This window comes from Pseudomonas sp. HLMP, assembly GCF_046365545.1.
In the GTDB taxonomy this organism is placed as follows: Bacteria; Pseudomonadota; Gammaproteobacteria; order Pseudomonadales; family Pseudomonadaceae; genus Aquipseudomonas; species Aquipseudomonas guariconensis_B.
On sequence record NZ_JBDLLR010000001.1, the window covers coordinates 3,513,395 to 3,538,110 of the forward strand.

The following is a 24,716-nucleotide window of genomic DNA, read 5'->3' on the forward strand; positions in this document are numbered from 1 at the left end:
GAACGGCGCCGGTGGAAGAGATGCGGTTTGAAGAAGGAACGTTGTTGGTGATCGAGGTGAAGACGACGCTGGGGAAAAGCAAGACGCCTGGGTTTCTGAAGACCCAAGCGGTCGGAGGTGCTGAAAATTTGCAACGAATTCAGGAGCTGATCAAAAAAGATAAAGGCGCATGGCAGTTAGACAAACTGCAAGACTACGACCCCGATTTTTTGGAAAAAGTACAGGCTATTGCAGCGTCCACAAGATCGGGAAAATCCCAATACGTCCACGCACAGGTTTTTTTCGACACAAAGGGGAACCCCAGCAGGCTAACCACCCCACCCAACGGCATACAGATAAATCTCTGGAACTAACCATGATGAGAAACCGCTTGCAACGCAGTCTACGATCTTTAGATGACTGGGCTACTGACAAACACCTTTACCAGCCTATTAGACTTGACAACTATATTGCAGACACCTCCGACTTGGGATTGGCTTGCGATGACTTATTCAGACTGGGACTTATTGAAATTAAGAAAGGTCTTTTACAGGCTCCTAAAGGCATGACATCACTGGCCCAGAAAAACATAACAACCGGAACAATCCGAATGGTTGTTAGCGATGCCACTCTAATTGAGCTACTTAAAAACACCAAGCAACCAGACACTGACTCCCTTGATGGTATAACCCATCTCATGCTATGTGCCGTTGCAACCGGACAGCATCAATTTATAGAGCCTTTTCATAGCACTGTTTTCAAAGGGCTGAATAACGGCTACGGGGTTCGCGACGGTCACAACTTACCCCTCGGCACCACCCTGCGCTACGCCGCCTTCGGCCTGGCCATCATCGGCGACTGGCTCGGCAAACCGCTCGACCTCGACAAACATGCCCTACCCCGCGACCCCGCCTGGGGCCAACTGGTCGCCCACTGGCGCGAGCCCGATCCCGAGAAACTGCTTCCCGTTCTACTCGCCGCCTGCGATACCCATGTCGAGCGCATCGCCCTGACCTCCCGTGAACTCGACTCCGGCAACTTCGAATTCGGCTCCCCCTTCGAAGCGGTCTACCCCGCCGAAATCCTGGCCATCCTCAACCTGCGCCGCTCTTTGGGTCTGGCCAACCCTTTCATCGATCACCCGTTGATGAAAACGCCCTACGCCGCACTGACCTGCCCGCCAGGAACGCGCTTCGAAAAAGATGAGCTGCTCGAACGTTTCCTGTTGGCCGCTCGAAAATACGATCCCGAGGCTGTTCCGGAGGGTCTCTATGAAGCCGTGCTGCAAACGAACACGGCAAGCTGAGTGAGGAATCCGACGACCAATGAAATGCGCCATCACATCGATGGATTGAAGGGGGTGGCGCCGGTGGAAGAGATGCGGTTTGAAGAAGGGACGTTATTGGTAATCGAGGCGAAGACGACGCTGGATAAGAGCAAGACACCTGGTTTCTGAAAAGCCAGGCGGTCGGAGGCGCTGAGAGGTTGCAACGTATCAAAGACTTAATAAGTAAGCAGCACCAAGGATGGAAAGCAGAGACATTAATGCAAGCCGACCTCGCCTTTGCTTCCAAGTTAAAAACAACACATGAAAATTAACCGACAACAGAACCTCATAAATAACACACGCCAATAGACACCCCTGACAGGAAATGTAACCGAAATACAACTCAACAAATGGACTTCACATGATTAAAAAACCACAAGCACGCCTTATAAAAAGCCTGAACACAATCCACTCCTGGGCACTTAGCGAGCTTCCCCAAGACATCAACAACATCACAAACTACGTAGAGCGCGGCGGTTCCGTCGGAATTGCGGCCGACGAATTTTTCATGCTTGGCATGAACCAGATCGGAAAAGCTTTTCAAACACTTTCCAACTCATCCACAACATCAAAAAAGCAGATAGCCGCGGGCACCAGAATATTAGTAGTAGCCAACTCGATACTAATCAAGAGACTCCAAGGCACTCGAAATATAAGCTTTGACGATTTAGATGGCATTACTCACATAATGCTGTGTGCATTAGCCACAGGCCAATTCAGTCTGATCGAGCCCTTCCACCGGGCTGTTTTCGCTGGCCTTGAGAACGGCTACGGCGTTCGTGACGGTCACAACTTACCCCTCGGCACCACCCTACGCTACGCCGCCTTCGGCCTGACCATCATCGGCGACTGGCTCGGCAAACCGCTCGACCTCGACAAACATGCCCTGCCCCGCGACCCCGCCTGGGGCCAACTGGTCGCCCACTGGCGCGAGCCCGATCCCGAGAAGCTGCTTCCCGTTCTACTCGCCGCCTGCGATACCCATGTCGAACGCATCGCCCTGACCTCCCGCGAACTCGACTCCGGCAACTTCGAATTCGGCTCCCCCTTCGAAGCGGTCTACCCCGCCGAAATCCTGGCCATCCTCAACCTGCGTCGCTCTTTGGGGCTAGCCAACCCGTTCATCGATCACCCCTTGATGAAAACGCCCTACGCCGCACTGACCTGCCCGCCAGGAACGCGCTTCGAAAAAGATGAGCTGCTCGAACGTTTCCTGTTGGCCGCTCGAAGGTTCGACCCCAAGGCTGTTCCGCAAGGCCTGCTCGAAGTCATCCTGCAAACAGAACCCTGAGCCATGTCTAGGCCAAAAATCACTTCGGCACCGTGCGGGCTCCACGAAATAAGCATCGGGGTGTATGGCACCGACTTTGTCGGTGATCGCGGGCAAGCCCGCTCCCACAGGGCCCTTCGTCAGCCGTATGTTCTCTGCGCGGCAGTACATCGCATCGATGAAGCCAGGCGACTTCAGCCTGGACCTCACGGCTGCCCAGGCGCCACCAACCGATAGCCCACCCCTGCCTCGGTGACGATGAAGCGGGGCGCGGTCGGGTCATCGCCGAGCTTCTGCCGCACATGCGCCACGACGATCCGCAGGTAGTGGGTATCGTCCACATGAGTCGGCCCCCAGATGTCCTTGAGCAGTTGCTGCTGGGTGATCACCCGCCCGGGATGCGCCGCCAGTTGTGCCAGCAAGGCGTACTCCTTGCGGGTCAGGGGCACCTCGACGCCGTCGAGCATCACTTTGCGGTAGGCGAAATCCACGGTCAGCGGGCCGAAGCTCGCTACCGACTCCACGGCACCGGTTTGCGGGGCGTGACGAAGCAAGGCGCGGATGCGCGCAAGGAACTCCTGGATGCCAAACGGCTTGGTCACATAGTCATTGGCCCCACCGTCCAGGGCATCGACCTTCTGCACCTCGCTGGCCCGCACCGACAGCACCATCACCGGCACCGCACTCCACTCGCGTAGCTCGCGCAAGACCTGCTGGCCGTCCATGTCCGGCAACCCCAGGTCCAGCACCACCAGGTCGGGCCGCGCGAGGGCGGCCTGGGCCAAACCCTCGCCACCGGTGGCGGCTTCGATCACCTTGTAGCCCTGGGACACCAGGCTGATACGCAGGAACTTGCGGATCTGCGGCTCGTCGTCGATGACCAGGAGGGTGGCGGGCTGGCTCATGGGGTTTCGCGTTCAGGCTCAGGTTGAGTGGGCAACGGCAAGCATAGAGTGATGCAGGTGCCCTGGCCATCGATGCCTTCGCCGACCAGGATCCGCCCGCCATGGGCACCGATCATGCCTTGGCAGATGGCCAAGCCCAAGCCGGTGCCTTGCCCTCCCCGGTCACCACGCGCCGCGGTGTAGAACATGTCGAAGATCTTTTCCCGCTCGGCCACCGGAATGCCCGGCCCCTGGTCGCTGACAGCGAAACACAACTGCTCGTCCTGCGTCGTGACCCGCAGCTCCAGGCGCCCCTTGGCCGGCGAGAAGCGCGCGGCATTCTCCAGCACGTTGACCAGCGCCTGCTCGATCAACGCCGCGTGCACGAACAGTAACGGCAGCTCGGCGGGCACCTCGGTGTGCACGCGCAACGGCGCCAGCACCACACGCAGGCGATTCAGTGCGCTGCCGACGATGTCCGCCGGTGCGACCCAGTCACGGGCGAGCTTCAGGCCGCCATGGCCCAGGCGGGTCATGTCCAGCAGGTTCTGGATGTAGCGGTCCAGGCGCTCGGCCTCGTTGCGAGTGCCTTCCAGCAAGTCCCGGCGGTCATCGGGGGAGATCGCGTCACCCAGGGCGAGCAGGCTGTCGATACTGCCGCGCATGGCCGTCAGGGGCGTGCGCAGGTCGTGGGAGACGGAGGCCAGCAAGGCGCTGCGCAGTTGCTCGGTTTCGCCCTGCAGCCGCGCCGCCTCCAGCTGCTCGGCCAGCCTGGCCCGCGCCAGCGCCTGGGCCAGCGGCTCGCCAAGGGCCATGAGCAGTCGCCGGCGCTGGGCGCTCAACGGTTCGCCGGAACGCGGCAGCACGCCGAGCAGGGCCAACGGCTGCGCCTCCACCGACAACGGCCACCACCACCAGCGGCCATGGGGCAAGGTGTCGCTGCCATGGCCGGCGGCCTGGCCATGCTGCCAGGCCCACTCGGCAGCGGCGCGTTCGTTGTCGGTGAATGACGACGCCTGGCCGCCGGCTACCCGCAGCAATCCTTCGCCGTCGCGCTCCAACAGGCACACCTGCACGTCCTGCCAGCCGCCCAAGTGCTGGCCGGCGGCGTTGAAGACCGCCTGGCGGTCGGTGGCCACGGTCAATCGCCGCGACAGCTCGAGCAATTGGCTGGTTTCGGCCTGGGTTTCGCGCAGGGCCTGCAACTGGCGGCGCTGGCGCGTGGCCAGGTTGCCGGTCAGCGCGGCCATGAACAGGAAGAACATCAAGGTCAGCACGTCCTCTTCGCGCTGGATGCTCAAGGAGAAGTTCGGTGGAATGAACAAGAAGGCGTAGGCCAGGAACGACAGCGCCGCGCACACCAGGGCCGGGCCCAGGCTGCTGCGCACCGCCACCATCAGCACCGCGGCGAGGAACACCAGGGAAATGTTGGGCAAGGCCAGCACGCTCGACACCGCCCACGCCAGGCCAGAGGCCAGCGCGGTGGCCAGTAGCGCCAGCACGTAGTGACGCCAGGCCCAGACCCGTTTGACCGCCAACCGCACCGGCTGCGGTTGTTCATCGCGGTCGAGCACGTTGATCTCCAGGCCATGGCTTTCGCGCAGCAAGCGCGCTGCCACACCGGCCCCGAAGAAGCGTCGTCGCAGGCGATTGCGGGATTGCCCCACCAACACCAGGCTGGCCCGACGCTCGGTGGCATGCTGGATGAGGGTTCGCGCCACTTCGCCCCCACGCAGCACCACCACCTCGCCCCCCAGGCGTTCGGCCAGTTGCTGGGCCGCCTGCAAGCACTGGCGCGCGGTTTCGTCGCGCAGGCGGCCGCTGTCCACATGGACCATGCTCCAGGGCAGGTGGCGGCGTTGCGCCACCCGGCTGGCATGACGCACCAGGCGCTCGGCCTGGTCGTCGCTGTCGACACCGACCAGCAGACGCCCGCGCAGGGCCGGTGCCTCCTGGCCACGCTGGCGATAGCCGTGGGCCAGGTCGGCATCGACCTGGGCCGCGGCGGTTTGCATGGCCAGTTCGCGCAGGGCGGTGAGGTTGGTCTGGGAGAAGAAGGCATCGATCGCCGCCCGCGCCTGCTCCGGCACATAGACCTTGCCCTCGCGCAAGCGCTCGAGCAGCTCGCGCGGCGGCAGGTCGATCAGTACCAGCTCGAAGGCCTCCTGCAGGACCCAGTCCGGTACGGTCTCGCGCACCTGCACGCCAGTGATGTCGCGCACCTTGTCGTTGAGGCTCTCCAGGTGCTGGACGTTGACCGTGGTGTACACGTCGATGCCGCTGCCCAGCAACTCCTGGACATCCTGCCAGCGCTTGGCATGACGGCTGCCCGGGGCATTGGTGTGCGCCAGTTCATCGACCAACACGAGGGAGGGAGCGACCTCGAGCAAGCCGTCCAGGTCCATTTCCTCGAGGATCACCCCACGGTATTCGCTGCGTAGCAAGGGTTGCTGCGCCAGGCCGCCGAGCAGCGCCTCGGTCTCGGCGCGGCCGTGGGTCTCGACGACCCCGGCCAGCACCCGTACCCCCTGGCGCTGCTGGGCATGTGCAGCCTGCAGCATGGCGTAGGTCTTGCCCACACCGGGCGCGGCCCCGAGAAACACCTTGAGCTTGCCGCGCCCCTCGCGCGGCAGGCTCGCCAGCAGCGCATCGGCGCGGGCGGAATCACTCATGTTGCATCCTTTACGTGTACGGCGATCAGGAGTCCTGGGCCTGCTTCGCGGCCCCAACATCAACGTACGGCATTGTCGCCAACTGGCGCCAGGCGTTCCAAGGCCCGGTTCAGAGCCAGCACGTTGACCACCGGCGGGCCGACCAATGGCTGCAGGGTGGCCTCATCCACCAGCACTTGCAAGCGCTCCACCGCAACCTGGCGCGCCGCCGCCACACGAGGGAGTTGGTAGGCGATCGCCTCGGGCGGCAGGTGCGGGTCCAGGCCGCTGCCGGAGGTGGTCAGCAGCGCCAGGGGCACCGGCCCCTGCTGCGCCTGGTACAGCGCACCGGCATCGGCCCGGACCCGCTCGGCCAGTGCTGGGTTGCTGGGCGACAGGTTGCTGGCACCGCTGGGGAGCGTGGCATAGCCGGCCGCCGAAGGGCGTGCCTGGAACCAGGCATCCCCCGTGAAACCCTGGGCGATCAGCAGCGAACCGCGCACCCGGCCCTGCTCGTCGCGGACCAGGCTGCCGTTGGCTTGCCCGGGGAAGGCGGCCTGGGCGATGCCGGTCACCAGCAAGGGGTAGAGCACGCCGGTGACCAGGCTCATCAGCAGGATCAGGCTCACGGCTGGGCGTACACAAGGGTTCATGTTCATCTCCTTCAAACCAGGTGCAAGGCATTGAGCAAGAGGTCGATCAGCTTGATGCCGGCGAACGGCACGATGATCCCACCCATGCCGTAGATCAGCAGGTTGCGCCGCAACAGGTGCGCCGCGCTCGCCGCCTGTACCCGCACACCGCGCAGGGCCAGCGGGATCAGCACGATGATGATCAGCGCGTTGAACACGATCGCCGAGAGGATCGCGCTCCGTGGGCTGGCCAGGTGCATCAGGTTGAGCACGCCCAGTTGTGGGTGGATCGAGGCGAACAGCGCCGGCAGGATGGCGAAGTACTTGGCCACGTCGTTGGCGATGGAGAAGGTGGTCAGTGCGCCGCGGGTAACCAGCAGCTCCTTGCCCACCTGGACCACATCCAGCAGCTTGGTCGGGTCGCTGTCCAGGTCGACCATGTTGGCCGCCTCGCGGGCTGCCTGGGTGCCATCGTTCATGGCCATGCCGACATCGGCCTGGGCCAGTGCCGGGGCGTCGTTGGCGCCGTCGCCGCACATGGCTACCAGACGGCCTTCGTTCTGCTCCTGGCGGATGCGCGCCAGCTTCTTCTCCGGCGTGGCCTCGGCCAGCACATCGTCCACGCCCGCCTCGGCTGCGATGGCGGCGGCAGTCAGCGGGTTGTCGCCCGTCACCATCACGGTACGGATGCCAAGTTTGCGCAACTCGGCGAAGCGCTCGCGGATACCGGGCTTGACCACATCCTTGAGGTGGATCACCCCCAACAGGCGCGTGTCGAGGCAGACCAGCAACGGCGTACCGCCACCCTGGGCGATGCGCTCGATTTCACGGGCCAGGGGCACCGGCATTTCCTCGCGTGGCAAACCCACGAAGGCCAGTACCGCGTCGACGGCGCCCTTGCGATAGCGGCGCTGCTGGAAATCGACGCCCGACAGGCGGGTTTCGGCGCTGAAGGCGATCGGTTCGAACGGCTGCTCGCCAGGCGGCTCGATCACGTCCTGCCGCTGGCGCAGGTACTCGACGATCGACTTGCCCTCGGCGGTGTCGTCGGCCAGCGAGGCGAGCAAGGCACCCTCCCCCAGCTCGCGGGCGCTGACGCCCGGCGCGGGGTGCACGGCACTGCAACGGCGGTTGCCGAAGGTGATGGTGCCAGTCTTGTCGAGCATCAGCGTGTGCACGTCGCCGGCGGCCTCCACGGCGCGGCCGGAACGGGCGATGACGTTCAACCGGACCAGGCGGTCCATGCCGGCGATGCCGATGGCCGAGAGCAGGCCGCCGATCGTGGTCGGTATCAAAGTCACCAACAAGGCGGCGAGGAAGATCAGCGGCAGGCTGCCGCCGGCGAAATGCGCGAATGGCTGCAGGGTCACCACCACGATCAGAAAGATCAGGGTGAGGCCGATCAGCAGAATGTCCAGGGCGATCTCGTTGGGCGTCTTCTGCCGCTTGGCACCTTCGACCAGGGCGATCATGCGGTCCAGGGTCGACTCGCCGGGGTTGCTGGTGATGCGCACCAGCAGCCAGTCGGAAACCAGGCGGGTGTTGCCGGTCACCGCCGAGCGGTCGCCCCCGGACTCGCGGATCACCGGGGCGGACTCGCCGGTGATGGCGGCCTCGTTGACCGCGGCGATGCCCCCGAGCACTTCGCCATCGCCGGGGATCAGCTCACCGGCCAGCACCTTGACCACATCGTCCTTGCGCAATTCGCTGGCCGATACCTGTTCGAAATCGCCGCTGGCGGTGCGGCGCCGGGCACTCATGCCCTGGCTGCCCGCCTTGAGGCTGTCGGCGCGGGCCCTGCCACGGCCTTCGGCCAGCGCCTCGGCGAAGTTGGCGAACAATACCGTGAACCACAGCCACAGGGTGATCTGCAGCGCCACGCCAGTACCGACACCGCTGCCAGGCACGGCGCACAGTACGCTGGTGAGGGTGGCCGTCAGGGCCACCACCAACATCACCGGCGAGCGCTTGAGCTGGCGGGGGTCGAGTTTGAGAAACGCCTGCACCAGGGCCGGGCGCCAGAGCGCGGAAAAACGGGTGTGATCCGCCCCGCCACGCTGCGCTTTCACTTCAGAAATGGGCATGTTCATGGTGCGTTCCTCAGAAACCAAGGCTCAGGTGTTCGGCGATCGGCCCAAGGGCCAGGGTTGGCAGGAAGGTCAGGCCGCCCACCAGTAGGATGGTCAGCAACAGCAGGGTGGCGAACAGCGGGCCATGGGTGGGGAAGCTGTTCAGCCCCTGGGGCGCGCTCGTCTTCGCCGCCAGGCTACCGGCCAGGGCCAGTACCGGCAGGATGTAGCCGAAGCGGCCGATGAGCATGGCCAGGCCGATCATCAGGTTGTGGAAGACCGTGTTGGCGCCGAAGCCAACGAAGGCCGAGCCGTTGTTGGCGGTGCCGGAGGTGTAGGCATACAGCAGTTGGCTGAAGCCATGGGCGCCCGGGTTGCTGACCGCACCGGCAGCGCTCGGCAGGCTCGCCGCGATCGCCCCCAGCACCAGCACGCCGACCGGCATCACCAGCAGGCTCGCCACCAGCAACTGCACCTCGCGGGCCTGCAGCTTCTTGCCCAGGTACTCCGGCGTGCGGCCGATCATCAGCCCGGCCAGGAACACCGTGATCAACACGAACAGCAACATGCCGTACAGCCCTGCGCCGACACCGCCGAAGATCACCTCGCCGACCATCATGTCGAGCATGGCCACCAGGCCGGTGAGCGGGTTGAGGCTGTCGTGCATGGCGTTGACCGAGCCGTTGGAAGCCGCGGTGGTGGTCACTGTCCAGAGTACCGAGCCGGTGATGCCGACGCGGCTTTCCTTGCCTTCCAGCGGTGCCTCCTGCTGCACCTGGACGCTGTCCAGGGCCGGGTTGGGCTGGTGCTCGGACCACAGCGCGACGCTGCTGCCCATCAGGAACAGAGCGAGCATGCAGGCGAGGATCGCCCGGCTTTGGCGCAGGTCCTTGACGTAGTGGCCGAACATGAAGACCAGGGCCACAGGGATGAGGATGATCGAGGCCACCTCGAACAGGTTGCTCCAGGCCGTGGGGTTCTCGAAGGGATGTGCCGAATTGCTGCCGAAGAAGCCACCACCGTTGGTACCCAACTGCTTGATGGCGATCTGGCTGGCGGCTGGCCCCAGGGGGATGGTCTGCTCATGACCTTGCAAGGTCATGGCCTGAACAGCGTCGGCGAAGGTCTGCGGTACGCCCTGCCAGACCAGCGCCAGTGCCAGCAGCAGGCACAACGGCAGCAGGCCATAGAGGGTGGCGCGGGTCATGTCGACCCAGAAGTTGCCCAGGGTCGAAGCCGAACGCCGGGTGATCCCCCGGCACAAGGCGACCAGCACGGCAAGGCCGGTAGCCGCGCTGACGAAGTTCTGCACGGTCAGGCCGAGCATCTGGCTCAGGTAGCTGAGCGACGCCTCGCCACTGTAGGCCTGCCAGTTGGTGTTGGTGACGAAGCTCACCGCGGTGTTGAACGCCAGCGACCACTCCTGGCCGGGCAGGTGCTGCGGGTTGAGCGGCAGGTGGCCCTGCAGCGACAACAAGGCGAACAACAGCACGAAGCCGACCAGGTTGAAGGTCAGCAGGGCCAGGGCGTACTGCTTCCAGTTCTGCTCCTGGTCGGCGCGCACCCCGGCCAAGCGGTAACAGGCCCGCTCCAACGGGCCGAGGATCGGCGACAGCCAGGTGCGCTGGCCTTCCATCACCTTGTAGTAGAAACGCCCAAGCCAGGGCGCTGGCAGCAGCACGATGGCGAAGAAGGCCAGCAGCAATGCGAAGTCATGACCGTGCATGGCCGCCCCCTAGCCGCGATCGGCGCGCAGCAGCGCCACCAGCAGGTACACCGCCAACGCCACTGCCAGGAGCAGCGACACCTCATCGAGCCTGTTCATGCGAATCTCCCCTTCTTGCGGCGTCGGCCGCTTCAGGGAAATTGTCGAAGAACGGGGCGTAAAGGAACGAGGCCGGAGCGGGTCTCAGGGCATAAAGAATGCGTAAAGGTTTCGGCGCAGTTCAGAGCCGCAAGCTGCAAGCAAAAGCGGATCGTGTTGCTCACTCGGTCTCGCTTTTTCTTGCAGCTTGCAGCTTGCAGCTTGCAGCTTACCGTTGCGGTGTTTGCTGCCCAACGTTGCGACTCCAGTCGAGCAGCAGGCTGTAGCCCACCGCCAACAGGGTCGGGCCGATGAACAGGCCGATGAAACCGAAGGCGATCAAGCCGCCGAAGACGCCGAGCAGGACGATCACCAGCGGCAGGTTGCCGCCACGGCTGATCAGGTACGGCTTGAGTACGTTGTCCACGCCGCTGATGATGAAGGTGCCCCAGATCCCGAGGAACACCGCCATGCCGTACTCGCCCTTCCACGCCAGCCAGGCGGTGGCGGGGATCCAGGCCAGCGGCGGGCCCATGGGGATCAGGCTGAGCATGAAGGTGACCAGGCCAAGGACGATGGCCCCCGGCACGCCGGCGATCAGGAAACCGATCATCGCCAGCAGGCCCTGGGCCGCGGCGGTGCCGATCACGCCGTTGACCACCCGTTGCACCGTGGCGGCCACCAGGTCGAGGTAGTACTCGGCGCGCTCGCCCATCAGCCGCTGCAGCAGGCGCAGGACGAAGGCCGCCAGGCGCGGGCCGTCACGGTAGAAGAAGAACACGAAGACCAGGCTCAAGGTCAGCTCGAGGACACCGCTGCCGATCTGCGCACTGCGCGCCAGCAACCAGTTACCCACCTGGCCCAGGTAGGGCTTGGCCGAGGCCAGCAGGGCCGCGCCTTGCTGGTCGAGGGACTCCCACCAACCGACCAGGCGCTCGCCGACGAAGGGGATACTGCCCAGCCAGGCCGGTGCATCAGGCAGGCCGTCGACCTGCACGTCCCGCACGAAGGCGGTGGCATCGCGGATATGGTCGGCCAGGTTGAAACCCAGCCACACCAGGGGCAAGGCCACCACGAGAATCCACGCCGCCGTCAACAGGCTGGCGGCAAGGGTTTCGCGCCCACCCAGCGCCCGGGTGAGCAGACGCATCAGCGGCCAGCTGGCGAACGCCAGGATGGCGCCCCAGAGCAGCGCCGAGATGAACGGTGCCATCACCCACAGGCCGGCGCCCAGCAAGGCCAGCAGGAGGATCTGGATCAACAGGCGGTCATTGTTGGCCATGCCGGCGCTCACTCAACGGATCAGTTCCAGGTGCAGCCCGGTCGTCGTCGCCTCCCCCACCTCCAGGCGGGCGCTGCGCACGCCGGCCTTGACCAGCTCCTCGCGCCAGGCCTCGGCCTCGCTGCCGCTGAGGCTGGCGCGCAGGGTGCTGTCCAGGTTCAGGCTGCGCCCGAGCAAGGCCACCCAGGCCGGTTGCGGGGAGGCAAGATCAGGGTAGTCCAGCTTGCCGGTGTCGCGCAGTTCGCGCAGCACCGTGGCCGGGGTCGGCAGCAGTTCGCCCAGCGGGCTGCTGGCGACGAACTCCTCGACATGCAGGTAGGCCCGGCGGTTGCCACGGGTCACGCTGTAGAGCGCGACCAGGGTATCGGCCTCTTCGGCGGAGCGACGCAGGAGGATGAACGCCTGCTGCTCGTCGCCGCCGTTGAGGCGAGCATTGCCGAACACCTGGTTGGCCCACAGGCTGGCCTCGCCGCAGTCACGCCCCTGGCACCAGAACAGCGGATAGCCGCCCTCGCGCTGCAGGGCTTCGCGGGCACTGGTGAACGCCTCGCGGGCGGTGCGCTCGACAGGCAACTCGTAGGTGACGGAACTGACCAGGCCACGGCTCTCGACCTTCTCCTCGACCCGCAGCCGCCCACTGATCCTGCGCAGTCCTCCCATGGGGTAGACCCGCTCCTGCTCCACCGCCGGGCGCTGGTCGACCACCTTGGCATCCACCGGTACCGGCAGGCTAGCGGCCCACAGCAGTGGGCTGGCGAAGCCCAGGCAGCCGACGATGAAGGTACGAATGGGGGCACGCGCGCTCATCGGCCACCCTTGCCGCAGGCGGCGCCGGTGAAAAGCTCATGGATGTCTGGCATGTGTGGTTGTCTCCCTGTTCAACCCGCCAAGCCTCGACACTTGTCCGGTGCAAGTCAAGAAAAGCCGAAGAAGCGATTGAAACAGTCTGCAACAAGGGCTGCCCCCTGTTCGTCGTTCAGGTGCAGGTGATGGCCCCCGGGTAGCATGGCCTGCTCAAAGGGTAGCTGCTCCAACAACGCCGTGTGGCGAGCGAGCATGCCGTCAGCGGCCACCACCAGGCAGGCCGGGCAACTGACCCGCTGCACGAAGGCCATGGCCTGGGCGTGGTTCAAACGCACCGCCGACGGCAAGGTCAAGCGGCTGTCGCTGCGCCAGCTGTAGCCGCCCGGCACCGGCATCAGGCCGCGCTGGGCGAGCAGTTCGGCGGCTTCACGGCTGACCGCGACCATGCCCTTCATCCGCGCCTGCACACCTTCTTCCAGGGTCGCGTAGACCGACTTGCGCTTGCCCTCCAGGCGCAGTTGCGCCTGCAGCGCCATCCCCAGGCGTTCGGCGGCGCCCTGCTCGTCCGCCGTGGGCGGGAGGACGCCATCGATCAACGCCAGGTGGCTGACCCGCTCCGGCAAGGCGCCGGCCAGCTGCACCGAGATGATCGCCCCCAGCGAATGCCCGAGCAGGCCGAAACGCGGCCAGCCCAGTTGCTCGGCAACCCGCAGCACGTCATGGGCATAGTCGGCCAGGGCGTAGCCGGCGCCGGGCGGACGATGCTCGGAGTAGCCGTGCCCGGCCAGGTCCAGGGCGACGATGCGCAGGCCCTTCAACCGTGGCGCCAGGCGGACGAAGCTGTTGGCGTTGTCCAACCAGCCATGCAGGGCGATCACCGGCACGCCATCGGCCGGGCCGAACAGGTGCGCCGCCAGTTCGATATGGCCCAGGCTCAGGCGGATCTCCTCGACCTGGGCGCTCATGCCTGGCTCCAGCGGTCGAACAGCCCCTTGATCAGGCTGGCGGTATCGTCTGGCCGCTCCAGCGGGAACATGTGCCCACCCGGCACACAATGGTACTCGCCCCGTGGCATGCCCCGCACCGCCAGGGCGTGATGGCGGCGGATCACTCGGCTGCGATCGCCACGGACCATCGCCAACGGCACCTGCAACTGACGCGCCGGTGCCGGGCTGACATGGGGGATGCTGCGGTAGATACGGATCTCCGTGGCGGGGTCGAAGCGCAGGTGCAGCCCCTCCTGGCCAGCCTGCAGGCCATGCTCCAGGTAGGCCTCCAAGCACTCGGGATCGAAGTGCCGGAACAATGTCTTGCTGGCGAAGTAGGCCCGTGCGCTATCACGGTCGGCGAAGGCCTCGCGTCGGCCCAGGGTACGGCCGGCCGGGGTGATCCGGTCGATGAAACCGAAGCGCTTGGCTGCGCGGATCAGCCACTGGTCAGCGCGGGTCAGCACTGGCGAGTCGAGCATCACCACGCCGCGGTAGTACTGTGGGCAACGCAGGGCGGCATGCAGGTGCAGCACCCCGCCGAGGGAATGCCCGACACCCCATACCGGCTGGTCCTGGCGGGCTAGGTGGTGCAGCAGTTCGTCGACCAGGTTCTGCCAGTTGTCGTTCACCGGGAAGCGCGGGTCGTGGGCATGCTGCGCCAGGTGCCGGACCTGGTAGTCCGGCGCCAGGGCAGCGAACAGCTTGCCGTAAGTGGCCGAAGGGAAGCCGTTGGCGTGGGCGAAGAAGATCTGCTGCGACATGACCGCCGGGTCCGCGTGGGGGATGATGGCCCATTGTCGGCAAGGTGCGCCGGGGCGGCAACGTTCGGAAAGGTCATCGCCCATGACGATCAGGTCATTTGCGGCCTGGACCGCCAGCGCGCTTTAGGGTCTACCCCTTCTACAGCGCTGGGTTTGGCAAATGCTGGGGCCGCTATAGCCAAGCCTCAACCAGGATGATACAGGCCACGCAACGTCATCACCCCCGCCAGCGGCCAGTCCCCCTCCAGCTCGGCCAGGCTGGCAGTGCTCATCGGCGCCGGCTGCTGGCCATGGCCATGCTCCAACAGGCCAACCAAAGTCCCCACCAGCGGCTGGTGGCTGACCAGCAGCACCTGCTCCAGCCCCAGGCGCTCCAGCTCGCCGATCACCTGCCCGGCATCGTGGTCGGACGTGAGCCAGGGCACGGTGCGCACCGGCTCGGCGAAACCGAGGGCCTCGTGCACCAGCGCCGCGGTCTGCTGCGCCCGCACGTAGGGGCTGGCAAGGATCGCCTGCAGTGGCTGGCCCAGTAGGCGTGCAGCGCTGCGCAGGACCTGCTCGCGGCCGTGGGCGGTCAGGCGCCGCTCGGCATCGCTGTTGGCACGCGGCTCGGCCTCGCCATGGCGCAGCACCCAGACCTTCACAGCTTCGGCTCCTCGTCGCGCACCGGATGCGCCGCCGGCGCCACCGCATGCGGCGTCTCGCCCTCAGGGGCGCGTGGCGCCGGCCAGTCGGCGAACGGCCAGGGTTTCTGGTCGCTGTGGAAGGTGCCGAAGCGGCCAATCTGCGCCAGGTACTGGCTCAGGCTGTCGCCGAAGTTCATCAGGCTGGCGCTGGGTGCGCCATAGATCAGGCGATAGATCAGCTGGACCAGCACCAGGCCACCGAGCAACAGTTCGGCCAGTTGCCAGATCACCAGGAAAACCAGCATCCACAGCACCCGCAGGATGATCGATTCGCGCTGGGCGCGGTTGGCAGTGTCGTTCATGTCGTGCTCCGGATCAGTTGAAACCGCTGGTGGAAATGAAATCGACATCGGTCTTGGGCTCGGCACGCATCAGGTGCTCGATCACCTGGTTCAGCGTGCGCCCCTCGAACAGGATGGCGTGCAGCCCCGCCACCAGCGGCATGTAGACCTGCATCTGCTGGGCCTTGGCCTTGAGCACCTTGAGGGTGTTGACGCCCTCGGCCACCTCGCCCAGGCGGCTGACCGCCTGCTCCAGGGTCAGGCCCTGGCCCAGGGCATGGCCGACCTGGTAGTTGCGGCTCTTGGGTGAGGAGCAGGTGACGATCAGGTCGCCCACGCCGGCGAGGCCGAGGAAGGTCATGGGGTTGGCGCCCAGGCTCACGGCGAAGCGGGTCATTTCCGCCAGGGCGCGGGTAATCAGCATGCTCTTGGTGTTTTCGCCCATGCCCAGGGCCACGGCCATGCCGGCGATGATCGCATAGACGTTCTTCAGCGCACCGCCGAGCTCGACGCCGAAGCGGTCGGCACTGGCGTAGACGCGGAAGGTGCGCCCGTGCAGGACGGCCTGCACGCGCTGGCAGAGCGCCTCGTCCTCGCTGGCGACCACGGTGGCGGTCAGGGCATGCTCGGCGATCTCGCGGGCCAGGTTCGGCCCTGAGAGCACACCGATGCGGGCCTGGGGTGCGATCTCTTCGAGGATCTGGCTCATCAGCTTGAAGCTCTGCGCCTCGATGCCCTTGGTCAGGCTGACCAGGCATTTGCCACGCAACAGCTCGGCATGGGGCCCCAGCACGACGCGCAAGGCGCTGGATGGCAGGGCGACGAAGACCAGTTCACAGGCCTGCAGGGTGGCCAGCAGGTCATTGACCGGCTCGACGCCCTCCAGCAGGCGGATGCCCTTGAGGTAGCGCGGGTTCTCGCGGTTCAGGCGCATGGCCTCGGCCTGTTCCGGGTCGCGCATCCACTGCCGCACCGGGACACCGTTCTCCGCCAGCAGGTTCGCCACGGCGGTACCGAAGCTACCGCCTCCCAGAACTGCAACAGGTTGCTGTTCAGTCATATTCAATCCATTAAACCAATATATAAATGTAAGTGGCGACCGGAGCATTATACGGCGCGCTTACGCCAGAACCAGCGTCTCGCTCTCCCAACCCGAAGCCACCCCCGCTTTTCCTTGCAGCTTGCAGCTTGTGGCTTGTGTCTCACCGCCCGACTGGAAAAACCCCCACGGTCGGTTAACATGCCTGACTCATCCCTGAAACAAGGCCGTACCGTGTTCCCTGGCACGCCACCCTTCCCTCGCCTGCTATTGCTGACTGCCCTGGTGGGCGGGCCGGCCGTGGCCGACGACCTGTTCCTCGACAACCAGGACCTGCCACAGATTCTGACCGCCACCCGCCTGAAACAGTCCCCCGCGGCGGTGCCCGGCAGCATGACCGTGCTCGACCGCGAGCTGATCCGTGCCAGCGGCGCCCGAGACATTCCCGAGCTCATGCGCCTGGTGCCGGGGATGATGATCGGCTATGGCGCCGGCAACCAGCCGACGGTCAATTACCACGGCAGCAACGTCAACGACGCCCGGCGCATGCAGGTACTGATCGATGGCCGCTCGGTGTACCGCGCTGGCTTGGCCACGGTGGACTGGAGCGACATCCCGCTGGCAATGGAAGACATCGAGCGGATCGAAGTGTTCCGTGGCCCCAATACCGTCAGCTACGGCGCCAACGCCCTGATGGCGGTGGTCAACATCCTCACCCGCAACCCCGCCGACAGCCATGGCACGCGGCTGAAGGTCACCCGCGGCCAGGACGGCATCAACGACTACTACGTCAGCCATGGTTTCGGCTGGGACGGTGGCGACCTGCGCCTGTCGCTGTCCGGCATGCAGGACGACGGCTTCGACAGCGACCAGTTCGGCCAGGACTACCGCGACAGCCGACGCCTGAACCGCTTCAACCTCAGCGTCAGCCACAACCTGGCGCCCAACCAGACCCTGGAATGGCAACTGGCGGCCAAGGAAGGCAGCAACCAGCGACCCTACACCTACGAGCCGGTGTTTCCCTTCGTCACCGCCCGTGGCGACAACGCCGACGTCAACGCCAAGGACTACGCAGGTTCGGTGCGCTGGAACATCGATTTCAACCCCGAGCACAGCCTGTACGTCCAGGGCTCGGCCCAGCACTTCGACCGCCAGCAGGTGTGGCGTGCCTGTGACGCGGCCCTGGCGTTCAGCCCCGAACTGACCCGGTTGTGGCAACTGAACCCCGACTACGCCGAGCAGGTGGCCCGCCGGGCTTTCGACCCGCCCAACAGCAGCGACCCGGTGCAGCAGGCCCTGCGCGACCAGATCAAGAACCAGTGGGACAACCTCGGCGGCAAGCAGGTGGTGTGCGGCGACGTCGACCAGAGCACCCGCGAGACCCGCTACGACCTGGAGATCCAGGACACCCTCAGCCTGACCGACAACCTGCGCTTGCTCAGCGGCATGAACTACCGCTACGACCGGGCCGATTCGCAGACCTATTTCAACGGCGCCCTGGACGACCAGACCTGGCGCCTGTTCGGCCAGTTGGAATGGCGCGCCGATGAGCATTGGATCCTCCAGGGTGGGGCGATGTTCGAGGACACCCGCCTCTCCGGCAGCTCACTGACCCCGCGCCTGGCGGTCAACTACCTGATCACCCCGCGCCACGGCCTGCGCGCGGTGTACTCCGAAGCGGTGCGCTCGCCCGACATGTTCGAGAACAACGTCAACTGGAGCTACCGGGTCAACAACCTCAGCCCCACCGCGTTCGGCCAGCAGCACGCCGAGTATTTCGTCAAGACCCGTGGCCCGGGCAACCTCGACCAGGAGCGCATGCGCTCGCGGGAGCTGGGCTACAACGGCCACTTCAGCGACATCGACCTGAGCATGGACGTGAAGCTGTTCTATGACGAGATCACCGGCATGATCAGCGAGCCGCTGCGCAACAACCAATACATCGCCAGCAATGCCAACAAGGCCCGTTTCAGCGGCAGCGAGGCGCAACTGGACTGGCGCCCTACCCTGCACGACCGCTTGCGCCTGACCTATGCCTATGTCGACGCCTGGGCCAGCAATCCCGCCGACCGCCGTCTCAGTGCCCGCAACAGTGGCTCGGCCGGGTGGATGCGCGACTGGGGCGACGGCTGGTCCAGCGCGCTGTTCTACTATGGCGACGACGCCCTCAACCAATACCGCTACGAGCGCCTCGACCTGCGCTTGGCCAAGCGCATTCGCCTGCAGGGCACCAGCCTGGAACTGGCCGCGCTCTGGCAGCAGCGCCTGGACGACGAGCCGATCACCGCCCCGCAGAACCGCTATGACAGCCGCCACCGCCTGAGCGTCAGCGCGGAGCTTGAGTTCTGATGCGCCGGCTGCTGGGCCTGCTGCTGTTATGCCTGTGGCCGCTGGGGTCGCTGTCGGCCGGCGAAGTCCTGCTGGTCGGCGCCGAAGACCAGCCCGGTATCCGCAGCTTCGTCGCGGCCCTGGATGCACGTCGCAGCCACGACCAAGTACGTTTCCAGACAGTGGCCGAGCTGCCACGCCCGGGCCAGTTGAAAGCCGACATCCGCCTGGTGCTGCTCGACGGCGTCGCCCTCGACTGGCGCATGACCGAGGCGGCCGGGCCACCCGCCCTGGCCTTGCGGGTCAGCCGGGTGCAGGCCGAACAGCGCCTGGGCAAGGCCCGCCCGGTCTTCCTCAGCCTGCTGTGGAGCGACCCGCCCCCGGCCCGGCAACTGCGCCTGACCCGCTACCTGCTGCCCCAGGCACGACGGGTCGGGGTGCTGTACGGCGAGCACAGCCGCTTCCTGCTCGACGAACTGCGCCTGGCCGCCAGCCCGCTGGGCCTGGAGATCGTCGCCCAGGACTGGCCCGACCCGCGCGACAGTCGTCCGTTGCAGCACCTGCTGGGTAGCAGCGACGTGCTGCTGGGCATCGACGACCCCCACCTGTACAACTCCACGACCGCCAAGAACGTGCTGCTCAGCAGCTATGGCCGGCAAATGGCCTTGATCGGGCCGAGCGCCGGCTTCGTCCGCGCCGGCGCCCTGGCCAGCACCTACAGCGACCAGGACGACTGGCTGGCGGTGCTCGACCGGCTGCTCGACCAGGCGCCGGCCCACTGGCCGCGCAGCCTCTACCCCGAGCACTTCGGGGTCAGTGGCAACCAGCAGGTGGCACGGGCCCTGGGCCTGGAGCCGATCGATCCGAAGGCCGCCGCCCTGGCCCTGGCCGAAGGAGAACCCACCCCATGAGCAGACGCCTGAGCTGGGACATCCACACCCGTACCCAGATCATCAGCCTGGGCCCAGCGCTCCTGTTGACCCTGCTGCTGATCAGTTTCTTCACCTTCGTGCGTATCCAGGACCTGCGCCAGGAGCTCAACCACACCGGCCAACTGATCGCCAACCAACTGGCCCCGGCCTCCGAATACGGGGTGATCTCGGGCAACAACGAGGTGCTGGAGAGCCTGATGCGGGCCACCTTGAGCATTCCCCACGTGCGCTTCCTGGAGGTGCAGGACAGCCGCAACCACATCCTGGTGTACGTGGAACAGGGCAGCGAGAACAGCAGCCGCTCCCAGCGCGTGGAAGTGTTCCAGGCCCCCATCCGCCTGCAGCAGATCCGCCTGGACGACGACTTCCTGCAACAGGGCGACATGCCCACCCCGAGCGTCGGCGACGATTACCTCGGGCGGGTGATCGTCGGCATGTCCGACGATGCCTTCAGCCAGCGCCAGCAGGAAATCGTCATCAAGGCCGGCATCCTCGCCCTGTTCGCCCTGCTGTTCACCTTCCTGCTGGCGCGACGCCTGGCCAGGAGCCTGGCCAAGCCGATCAGCGACATGGGCCACGCGGTCAAGGCGATCCAGCAGGGCGAGTTCAATGCGCCGGTCCCGGTGGTCGACGACAGCGAACTGGGCCACCTGGCCCGTCACATCAACAACCTGGCCAGCGCCCTGGAGCAGGCCAGCCACGAGCAGAAACAGGCCATCGCGCAATTGATCCAGGCCCGCGAGGAGGCCGAGCAGGCCAACCGGGCCAAGTCGGACTTCCTGGCGATGATGAGCCATGAGCTGCGCACCCCCATGAATGGCGTGCTCGGCATGCTGCAGTTGCTGGAAACCACCCAGCTGACCAGCGAACAGGCCGAATACACCGCGGTGGCCAGCGAATCCACCAGCCACCTGCTCAAGGTGATCAACGACATCCTCGATTTCTCGCGGATCGAGCGCACCGCCCTGGAGCTGGAACACATCGGCTTCAACCTGGGCGAACTGATCGCCAGCAGCGTCCAGTCGTTCCAGCACAGCGCCCAGCAGCGCGGCCTGGACCTGCGCCTGCAACAGCAGACGGGGATCGAACGGCTAGGGGTGACGGGCGACCCGACGCGGATCCGCCAGATCCTGCTGAACCTGATCGGCAACGCCCTGAAGTTCACCGAACAAGGCGAAGTGCACGTGCAGACCCACTGGCAGGTGCTCGATCAGCAACAGGTCTGGTTCACCTGTGCAGTGCGCGACACCGGTATCGGCATCGACAACGAACGGCTGGAGATGATGTTCGTCGCCTTCCAGCAGGCCGACAGCTCGATTTCCCGGCGCTACGGCGGCACCGGCCTGGGCCTGGCGATCGCCCGCACCCTGGCCGAGCGCATGGGGGGCCGCTTGCGGGGCGAGAGCCGTGAAGGCCTGGGCTCGACCTTTACCCTGGAGATCCCCCTGACCTTGGCCAGCGCCCCTGCGGCCCTGCTCCCAGGCAACGTAGAGCAGGGCCGGCCTGCCGCCTTGGGCGGCCGGATCCTGTTGGTGGAGGACAATCCGGTCAACCAGAGCGTCATCGAGGCCATGCTGCGTAGCCTGGGCTTCGATGTCAGCGTGGCGCTCGATGGCCTGCAGGCCATCGAGCAGGTGCAGCAGCAGTCGTTCGCGGCCGTGCTGATGGACTGCCGCCTGCCCCGGATGGACGGCTACGAAGCCACCCGGCGCATCCGCCTGCTACCCCGCGGCGCCCAAGTACCGATCATCGCCCTGACCGCCAATGCCCTGCAGGGCGACCGCGAGCGCTGCCTGGCCATCGGGATGAACGATTACCTGAGCAAACCCTTCAAGCGCACCGACCTGCAGCAGGTCCTGCAACGTTGGCTGCCCGGGCAGACAGCTGCGACTGGCGATAAAAGCTAAATTGCGGCAGTCTAGAGGCTGGACAGAACCCATCACTGGGCCTGAAAATACCGGTTTCAGTGCACACCTGTACTTCTTTTGCCAGGTGCGCTGTGACTTTCACCACAACGCAATAGTCTACCTGTAGGCTGCCGCCCCGGACTCAGAGGGTTCCGGGCCGGCCGGGAAGATTCATCCCCTGCCGCAGGGGGTTATTGAGGAGCTCGCATGACCAAACAACACGCCTTTACTCGGGAAGACCTGCTGCGCTGCAGTCGCGGTGAGCTGTTCGGCCCCGGTAATGCGCAACTGCCCGCCCCGAACATGCTGATGGTCGATCGCATTACCCATATCAGCGAGGAAGGCGGCAAGTTCGGCAAAGGTGAATTGGTCGCCGAGCTGGATATCAATCCGGACCTGTGGTTCTTCGCCTGCCACTTCGAAGGCGATCCGGTCATGCCGGGCTGCCTGGGCCTGGACGCCATGTGGCAGCTGGTCGGTTTCTTCCTCGGCTGGCAGGGCCTGCCGGGCCGTGGCCGTGCGCTGGGCTCAGGTGAAGTGAAGTTCTTCGGCCAGGTCCTGCCGGAAGCGAAGAAGGTCACCTACAACATTCACATCAAGCGCGTCCTGAAGGGCAAGCTGAACATGGCCATCGCCGATGGCTCGGTCAGCGTCGATGGCCGCGAGATCTACACCGCCGAAGGCCTGCGGGTCGGCGTGTTCACCTCCACTGACAATTTCTAAGGGTTATTCGCATGCGCCGCGTCGTTATCACTGGTCTGGGCATCGTATCGTGCCTGGGCAATGACAAAGCTACCGTCACCGAAAACCTGCGCAAGAGCCGTCCGGGCATTCGTTTCAACCCGGAATACAAGGAAATGGGGCTGCGTAGCCAGGTTTCCGGTTCCATCGACCTCAACCTCGAAGAACTGATCGACCGCAAGGTCTTCCGCTTCGTCGGCCACGCCGCCGCCTATGCCTACCTGGCCATGGAACAGGCGATCAAGGACTCGGGCCTGACCGAAGAACAGGTGTCCAACCCGCGCACCGGCCTGATCGCCGGCAGCGGCGGCGCCTCGACCCTGAACCAGATGGAAGCGCTGGACATCCTGCGCGAGAAGGGCGTCAAGCGTGTCGGCCCGTACCGCGTCACCCGTACCATGAGCAGCACCGTCTCGGCGTGCCTGGCCACGCCGTTCAAGATCAAGGGCCTGAACTACTCCATCGCCTCGGCCTGCGCCACCAGCGCACACTGCATCGGCACCGCCATGGAGCAGATCCAGATGGGCAAGCAGGACATCGTCTTCGCCGGCGGCGGTGAAGAAGAGCACTGGAGCCAGTCGTTCCTGTTCGACGCCATGGGCGCCCTGTCCACCAAGCGCAACGAGACGCCGGAGCTGGCCTCGCGCGCCTACGACGCCGACCGTGATGGCTTCGTCATCGCGGGCGGTGGTGGCATGGTGGTGGTCGAGGAGCTGGAACACGCCCTGGCCCGTGGCGCCAAGATCTATGCCGAGATCGTCGGCTACGGCGCCACCTCCGACGGCTACGACATGGTCGCCCCGAGCGGCGAAGGCGCGATCCGCTGCATGCAGCAGGCGCTGTCCACCGTCGACGCCCCGATCGACTACCTGAACACCCACGGCACCTCGACCCCGGTCGGCGATGTCGCCGAGATCAAGGGCGTTCGCGAAGTGTTCGGCGATAAGGCACCGAAGATCAGCTCGACCAAGAGCCTGTCCGGTCACTCCCTGGGCGCCGCCGGTGTCCACGAGGCGATCTACTGCCTGCTGATGATGGAAAACAACTTCATCGCCGGCTCCGCCAACATCGACGAACTGGACCCGGAAGTCGCCGACATGCCGATCCTGTGCAAGACCGAGGAAAACGCCAAGGTCGACACCGTCATGAGCAACAGCTTCGGCTTCGGTGGTACCAACGCCACCCTGGTGCTCAAGCGCTGGCAGGGCAAGTGATGCCTTGAAGGCCTGTTGAAAACGCCCCGACCGGTTCGGGGCGTTTTCTTTTGTACCGCCTCCCAGGCCGCCCTCACAGCCTGTGCGGGGCCGCTTCGCGCCCCAATACCATCCAGACCGCTCAATGCCCTTTGGGCAGTACCGCCAGGAAATTGCCCCGCGCCACCTTGTCCGCCACCTCTGGCGGCAAGGCATCCAGGAACGGGTCGAAGGCGTGCATCTGCTCCCCCAGGCTGGAGAACCGCCCGACCACATCGGACCCTAGCATGAAACGATCGGTAAACCGTTTCACGAGCTCGACCCAAGCCTGCCTGGGCTTGCCCTGCTCATCCAGCAGGTAGGGCTCCAGCACGCTCCAGGACAGGTCGACATACAGGTTCGGATAGTCCTCCAGCAGCCGGCCCAGCAGCGGCAGGAGGAAGTTCATGCGCGTCTGGTGGCGGTGGATCTCCATGCTGGTCCCGGCATGGGCCCAGATGAAGCGGGTATGCGGATGGTTGCGCAGCGGCTCCTCGATTTCCGCCAGGTACAGCGGATTACGCTCGCGCTTGGAAGTGACGTTGGAGTGGATCAATACCGGCAGGTCACGCTCAGCCGCCAGGTGGTAGATCCGGGTCATGGCCTCGTTGTTGGCCCTGGGGGTGTCGCCGGTGGTCAGGGCGGTGAGGTCGTCGTGGCGGGTGAAGACCTCGCCGATCCCCTGCCAGAGCCCGGGATACAGGTCGAGCATGCGCTCGATATGGCTGACGGCGTTCTTGTCCACCGGGTTGAAGCCACTGAGAAACGGATGGAAGCGACGCCGTTGCTCCGGCGGCAGGCGCTCCAGGGCGGCCGCCACATAAACATCGGTAGCGCTGTACCAGTAGGCATCGGCATCATCCCCGGCGTAATAGCGTGGGCGCTTGGGCTCATCCTCGTGCCATTTCTTGGCCACCGGGATGCCCGAGATCATCGATTGCTCGATCCCCGCCTCGTCCATGGCCTTGAGCAAGGCCGGCATGCCCTCGCTCTCCTGGAAGAAATCGACGTAATGCAAGTGGGCGTCACTGTAGCGGTAGTCACGTGCCTGCGCGGCCAGGCACAGCCCTCCAGACAACAGCAAGCAGGCCAGTGCTCTGGCGATCATGGGCAGCTTC

22 protein-coding genes and 1 pseudogene are annotated in these 24,716 nt (G+C 65.3%); 9 read left to right on the top strand and 14 right to left on the bottom strand.

Translation table 11 applies throughout. From position 1 onward, the window contains the following. The 4 genes and pseudogenes from ABFA30_RS16295 to ABFA30_RS16310 all read left to right on the top strand — a co-directional run. Positions 1-353 (top strand): annotated as a pseudogene (locus ABFA30_RS16295) (hypothetical protein); the annotation flags it as partial. 2 nt (positions 354-355) lie between these two features. Next, on the top strand, positions 356-1,285 hold the full coding sequence (locus tag ABFA30_RS16300; RefSeq protein WP_410045675.1) for a hypothetical protein: 930 nt from the start codon (positions 356-358) through the stop codon (positions 1,283-1,285). 24 nt (positions 1,286-1,309) lie between these two features. Then, positions 1,310-1,435, top strand: a complete 126-nt coding sequence (locus tag ABFA30_RS16305) for a hypothetical protein (protein WP_410045676.1) — start codon at positions 1,310-1,312, stop codon at positions 1,433-1,435. Between the two features lie 232 nt (positions 1,436-1,667). Then, positions 1,668-2,597, top strand: a complete 930-nt coding sequence (locus ABFA30_RS16310; protein ID WP_410045677.1) for a hypothetical protein — start codon at positions 1,668-1,670, stop codon at positions 2,595-2,597. 185 nt (positions 2,598-2,782) lie between these two features. Here the strand turns inward: ABFA30_RS16310 and ABFA30_RS16315 are convergent, their stop codons facing one another. The 13 genes from ABFA30_RS16315 to ABFA30_RS16375 form a co-directional block, all read right to left on the bottom strand. Next, a complete protein-coding gene (locus ABFA30_RS16315; protein WP_410045678.1) occupies positions 2,783-3,481 on the bottom strand; it encodes a response regulator in 699 nt (232 codons plus the stop codon). After that, positions 3,478-6,132, bottom strand: coding sequence for an ATP-binding protein (locus ABFA30_RS16320; RefSeq protein ID WP_410045679.1), 2,655 nt, complete (start codon positions 6,130-6,132; stop codon positions 3,478-3,480). Before ABFA30_RS16320 ends, ABFA30_RS16315 begins: the two co-directional genes overlap by 4 nt. Positions 6,133-6,191: 59 nt before the next feature. Next, a complete protein-coding gene (gene kdpC / locus ABFA30_RS16325) occupies positions 6,192-6,764 on the bottom strand; it encodes a potassium-transporting ATPase subunit KdpC (protein WP_410045680.1) in 573 nt (190 codons plus the stop codon). An 11-nt stretch (positions 6,765-6,775) separates the two neighbouring features. Further along, positions 6,776-8,833: a potassium-transporting ATPase subunit KdpB gene (kdpB, locus tag ABFA30_RS16330; RefSeq protein ID WP_410045681.1), complete on the bottom strand. Its 2,058-nt coding sequence runs from the start codon at positions 8,831-8,833 to the stop codon at positions 6,776-6,778. Between the two features lie 10 nt (positions 8,834-8,843). After that, positions 8,844-10,538 carry a potassium-transporting ATPase subunit KdpA gene (kdpA, locus tag ABFA30_RS16335; RefSeq protein ID WP_410045682.1) on the bottom strand — a complete coding sequence of 565 codons (1,695 nt, stop codon included), beginning with the start codon at positions 10,536-10,538 and terminating at the stop codon, positions 8,844-8,846. A 9-nt stretch (positions 10,539-10,547) separates the two neighbouring features. Continuing rightward, positions 10,548-10,637 carry a K(+)-transporting ATPase subunit F gene (gene kdpF / locus ABFA30_RS16340; protein WP_225790407.1) on the bottom strand — a complete coding sequence of 30 codons (90 nt, stop codon included), beginning with the start codon at positions 10,635-10,637 and terminating at the stop codon, positions 10,548-10,550. A 208-nt stretch (positions 10,638-10,845) separates the two neighbouring features. Then, positions 10,846-11,898 (bottom strand): AI-2E family transporter, encoded by a 1,053-nt coding sequence (locus ABFA30_RS16345; protein ID WP_225790406.1) that lies wholly within the window; start codon positions 11,896-11,898, stop codon positions 10,846-10,848. Positions 11,899-11,910: 12 nt separating this feature from the next. Then, positions 11,911-12,705: a DUF4892 domain-containing protein gene (locus tag ABFA30_RS16350; protein ID WP_225790405.1), complete on the bottom strand. Its 795-nt coding sequence runs from the start codon at positions 12,703-12,705 to the stop codon at positions 11,911-11,913. Between the two features lie 107 nt (positions 12,706-12,812). Continuing rightward, positions 12,813-13,667: an alpha/beta hydrolase gene (locus ABFA30_RS16355; protein ID WP_253081568.1), complete on the bottom strand. Its 855-nt coding sequence runs from the start codon at positions 13,665-13,667 to the stop codon at positions 12,813-12,815. After that, entirely contained in the window at positions 13,664-14,452 is a 789-nt protein-coding gene (locus ABFA30_RS16360; protein ID WP_253091024.1) for an alpha/beta fold hydrolase, read from the bottom strand. Before ABFA30_RS16360 ends, ABFA30_RS16355 begins: the two co-directional genes overlap by 4 nt. A 185-nt stretch (positions 14,453-14,637) precedes the next feature. After that, on the bottom strand, positions 14,638-15,096 hold the full coding sequence (gene sixA, locus ABFA30_RS16365) for a phosphohistidine phosphatase SixA (protein ID WP_253081567.1): 459 nt from the start codon (positions 15,094-15,096) through the stop codon (positions 14,638-14,640). Next, the gene (locus ABFA30_RS16370) at positions 15,093-15,440 is read right to left on the bottom strand and encodes a DUF4389 domain-containing protein (RefSeq protein ID WP_225790402.1); all 348 of its coding nucleotides are present in this window, start codon (positions 15,438-15,440) and stop codon (positions 15,093-15,095) included. Before ABFA30_RS16370 ends, sixA begins: the two co-directional genes overlap by 4 nt. A gap of 13 nt (positions 15,441-15,453) precedes the next feature. Continuing rightward, positions 15,454-16,479 carry an NAD(P)H-dependent glycerol-3-phosphate dehydrogenase gene (locus ABFA30_RS16375; RefSeq protein ID WP_410045683.1) on the bottom strand — a complete coding sequence of 342 codons (1,026 nt, stop codon included), beginning with the start codon at positions 16,477-16,479 and terminating at the stop codon, positions 15,454-15,456. 180 nt (positions 16,480-16,659) lie between these two features. Here ABFA30_RS16375 and ABFA30_RS16380 point away from each other — a divergent pair, with 180 nt between their 5' ends. From ABFA30_RS16380 to fabB, 5 genes are all read left to right on the top strand, one after another. Next, positions 16,660-18,807 carry a TonB-dependent receptor plug domain-containing protein gene (locus tag ABFA30_RS16380; RefSeq protein WP_225790400.1) on the top strand — a complete coding sequence of 716 codons (2,148 nt, stop codon included), beginning with the start codon at positions 16,660-16,662 and terminating at the stop codon, positions 18,805-18,807. Further along, positions 18,807-19,697 carry an ABC transporter substrate-binding protein gene (locus ABFA30_RS16385; RefSeq protein ID WP_225790399.1) on the top strand — a complete coding sequence of 297 codons (891 nt, stop codon included), beginning with the start codon at positions 18,807-18,809 and terminating at the stop codon, positions 19,695-19,697. Before ABFA30_RS16380 ends, ABFA30_RS16385 begins: the two co-directional genes overlap by 1 nt. Further along, positions 19,694-21,625 (top strand): response regulator, encoded by a 1,932-nt coding sequence (locus ABFA30_RS16390; protein ID WP_410045684.1) that lies wholly within the window; start codon positions 19,694-19,696, stop codon positions 21,623-21,625. Before ABFA30_RS16385 ends, ABFA30_RS16390 begins: the two co-directional genes overlap by 4 nt. Before the next feature lie 207 nt (positions 21,626-21,832). Continuing rightward, positions 21,833-22,348 (top strand): 3-hydroxyacyl-[acyl-carrier-protein] dehydratase FabA, encoded by a 516-nt coding sequence (fabA, locus tag ABFA30_RS16395; protein WP_028690473.1) that lies wholly within the window; start codon positions 21,833-21,835, stop codon positions 22,346-22,348. A gap of 11 nt (positions 22,349-22,359) precedes the next feature. Next, the gene (gene fabB, locus ABFA30_RS16400) at positions 22,360-23,580 is read left to right on the top strand and encodes a beta-ketoacyl-ACP synthase I (protein WP_225790397.1); all 1,221 of its coding nucleotides are present in this window, start codon (positions 22,360-22,362) and stop codon (positions 23,578-23,580) included. A gap of 121 nt (positions 23,581-23,701) precedes the next feature. Here fabB and ABFA30_RS16405 read toward each other — a convergent pair whose 3' ends face one another. Continuing rightward, positions 23,702-24,706, bottom strand: a complete 1,005-nt coding sequence (locus ABFA30_RS16405) for an amidohydrolase family protein (protein ID WP_410045685.1) — start codon at positions 24,704-24,706, stop codon at positions 23,702-23,704. Positions 24,707-24,716: the final 10 nt, after the last annotated feature.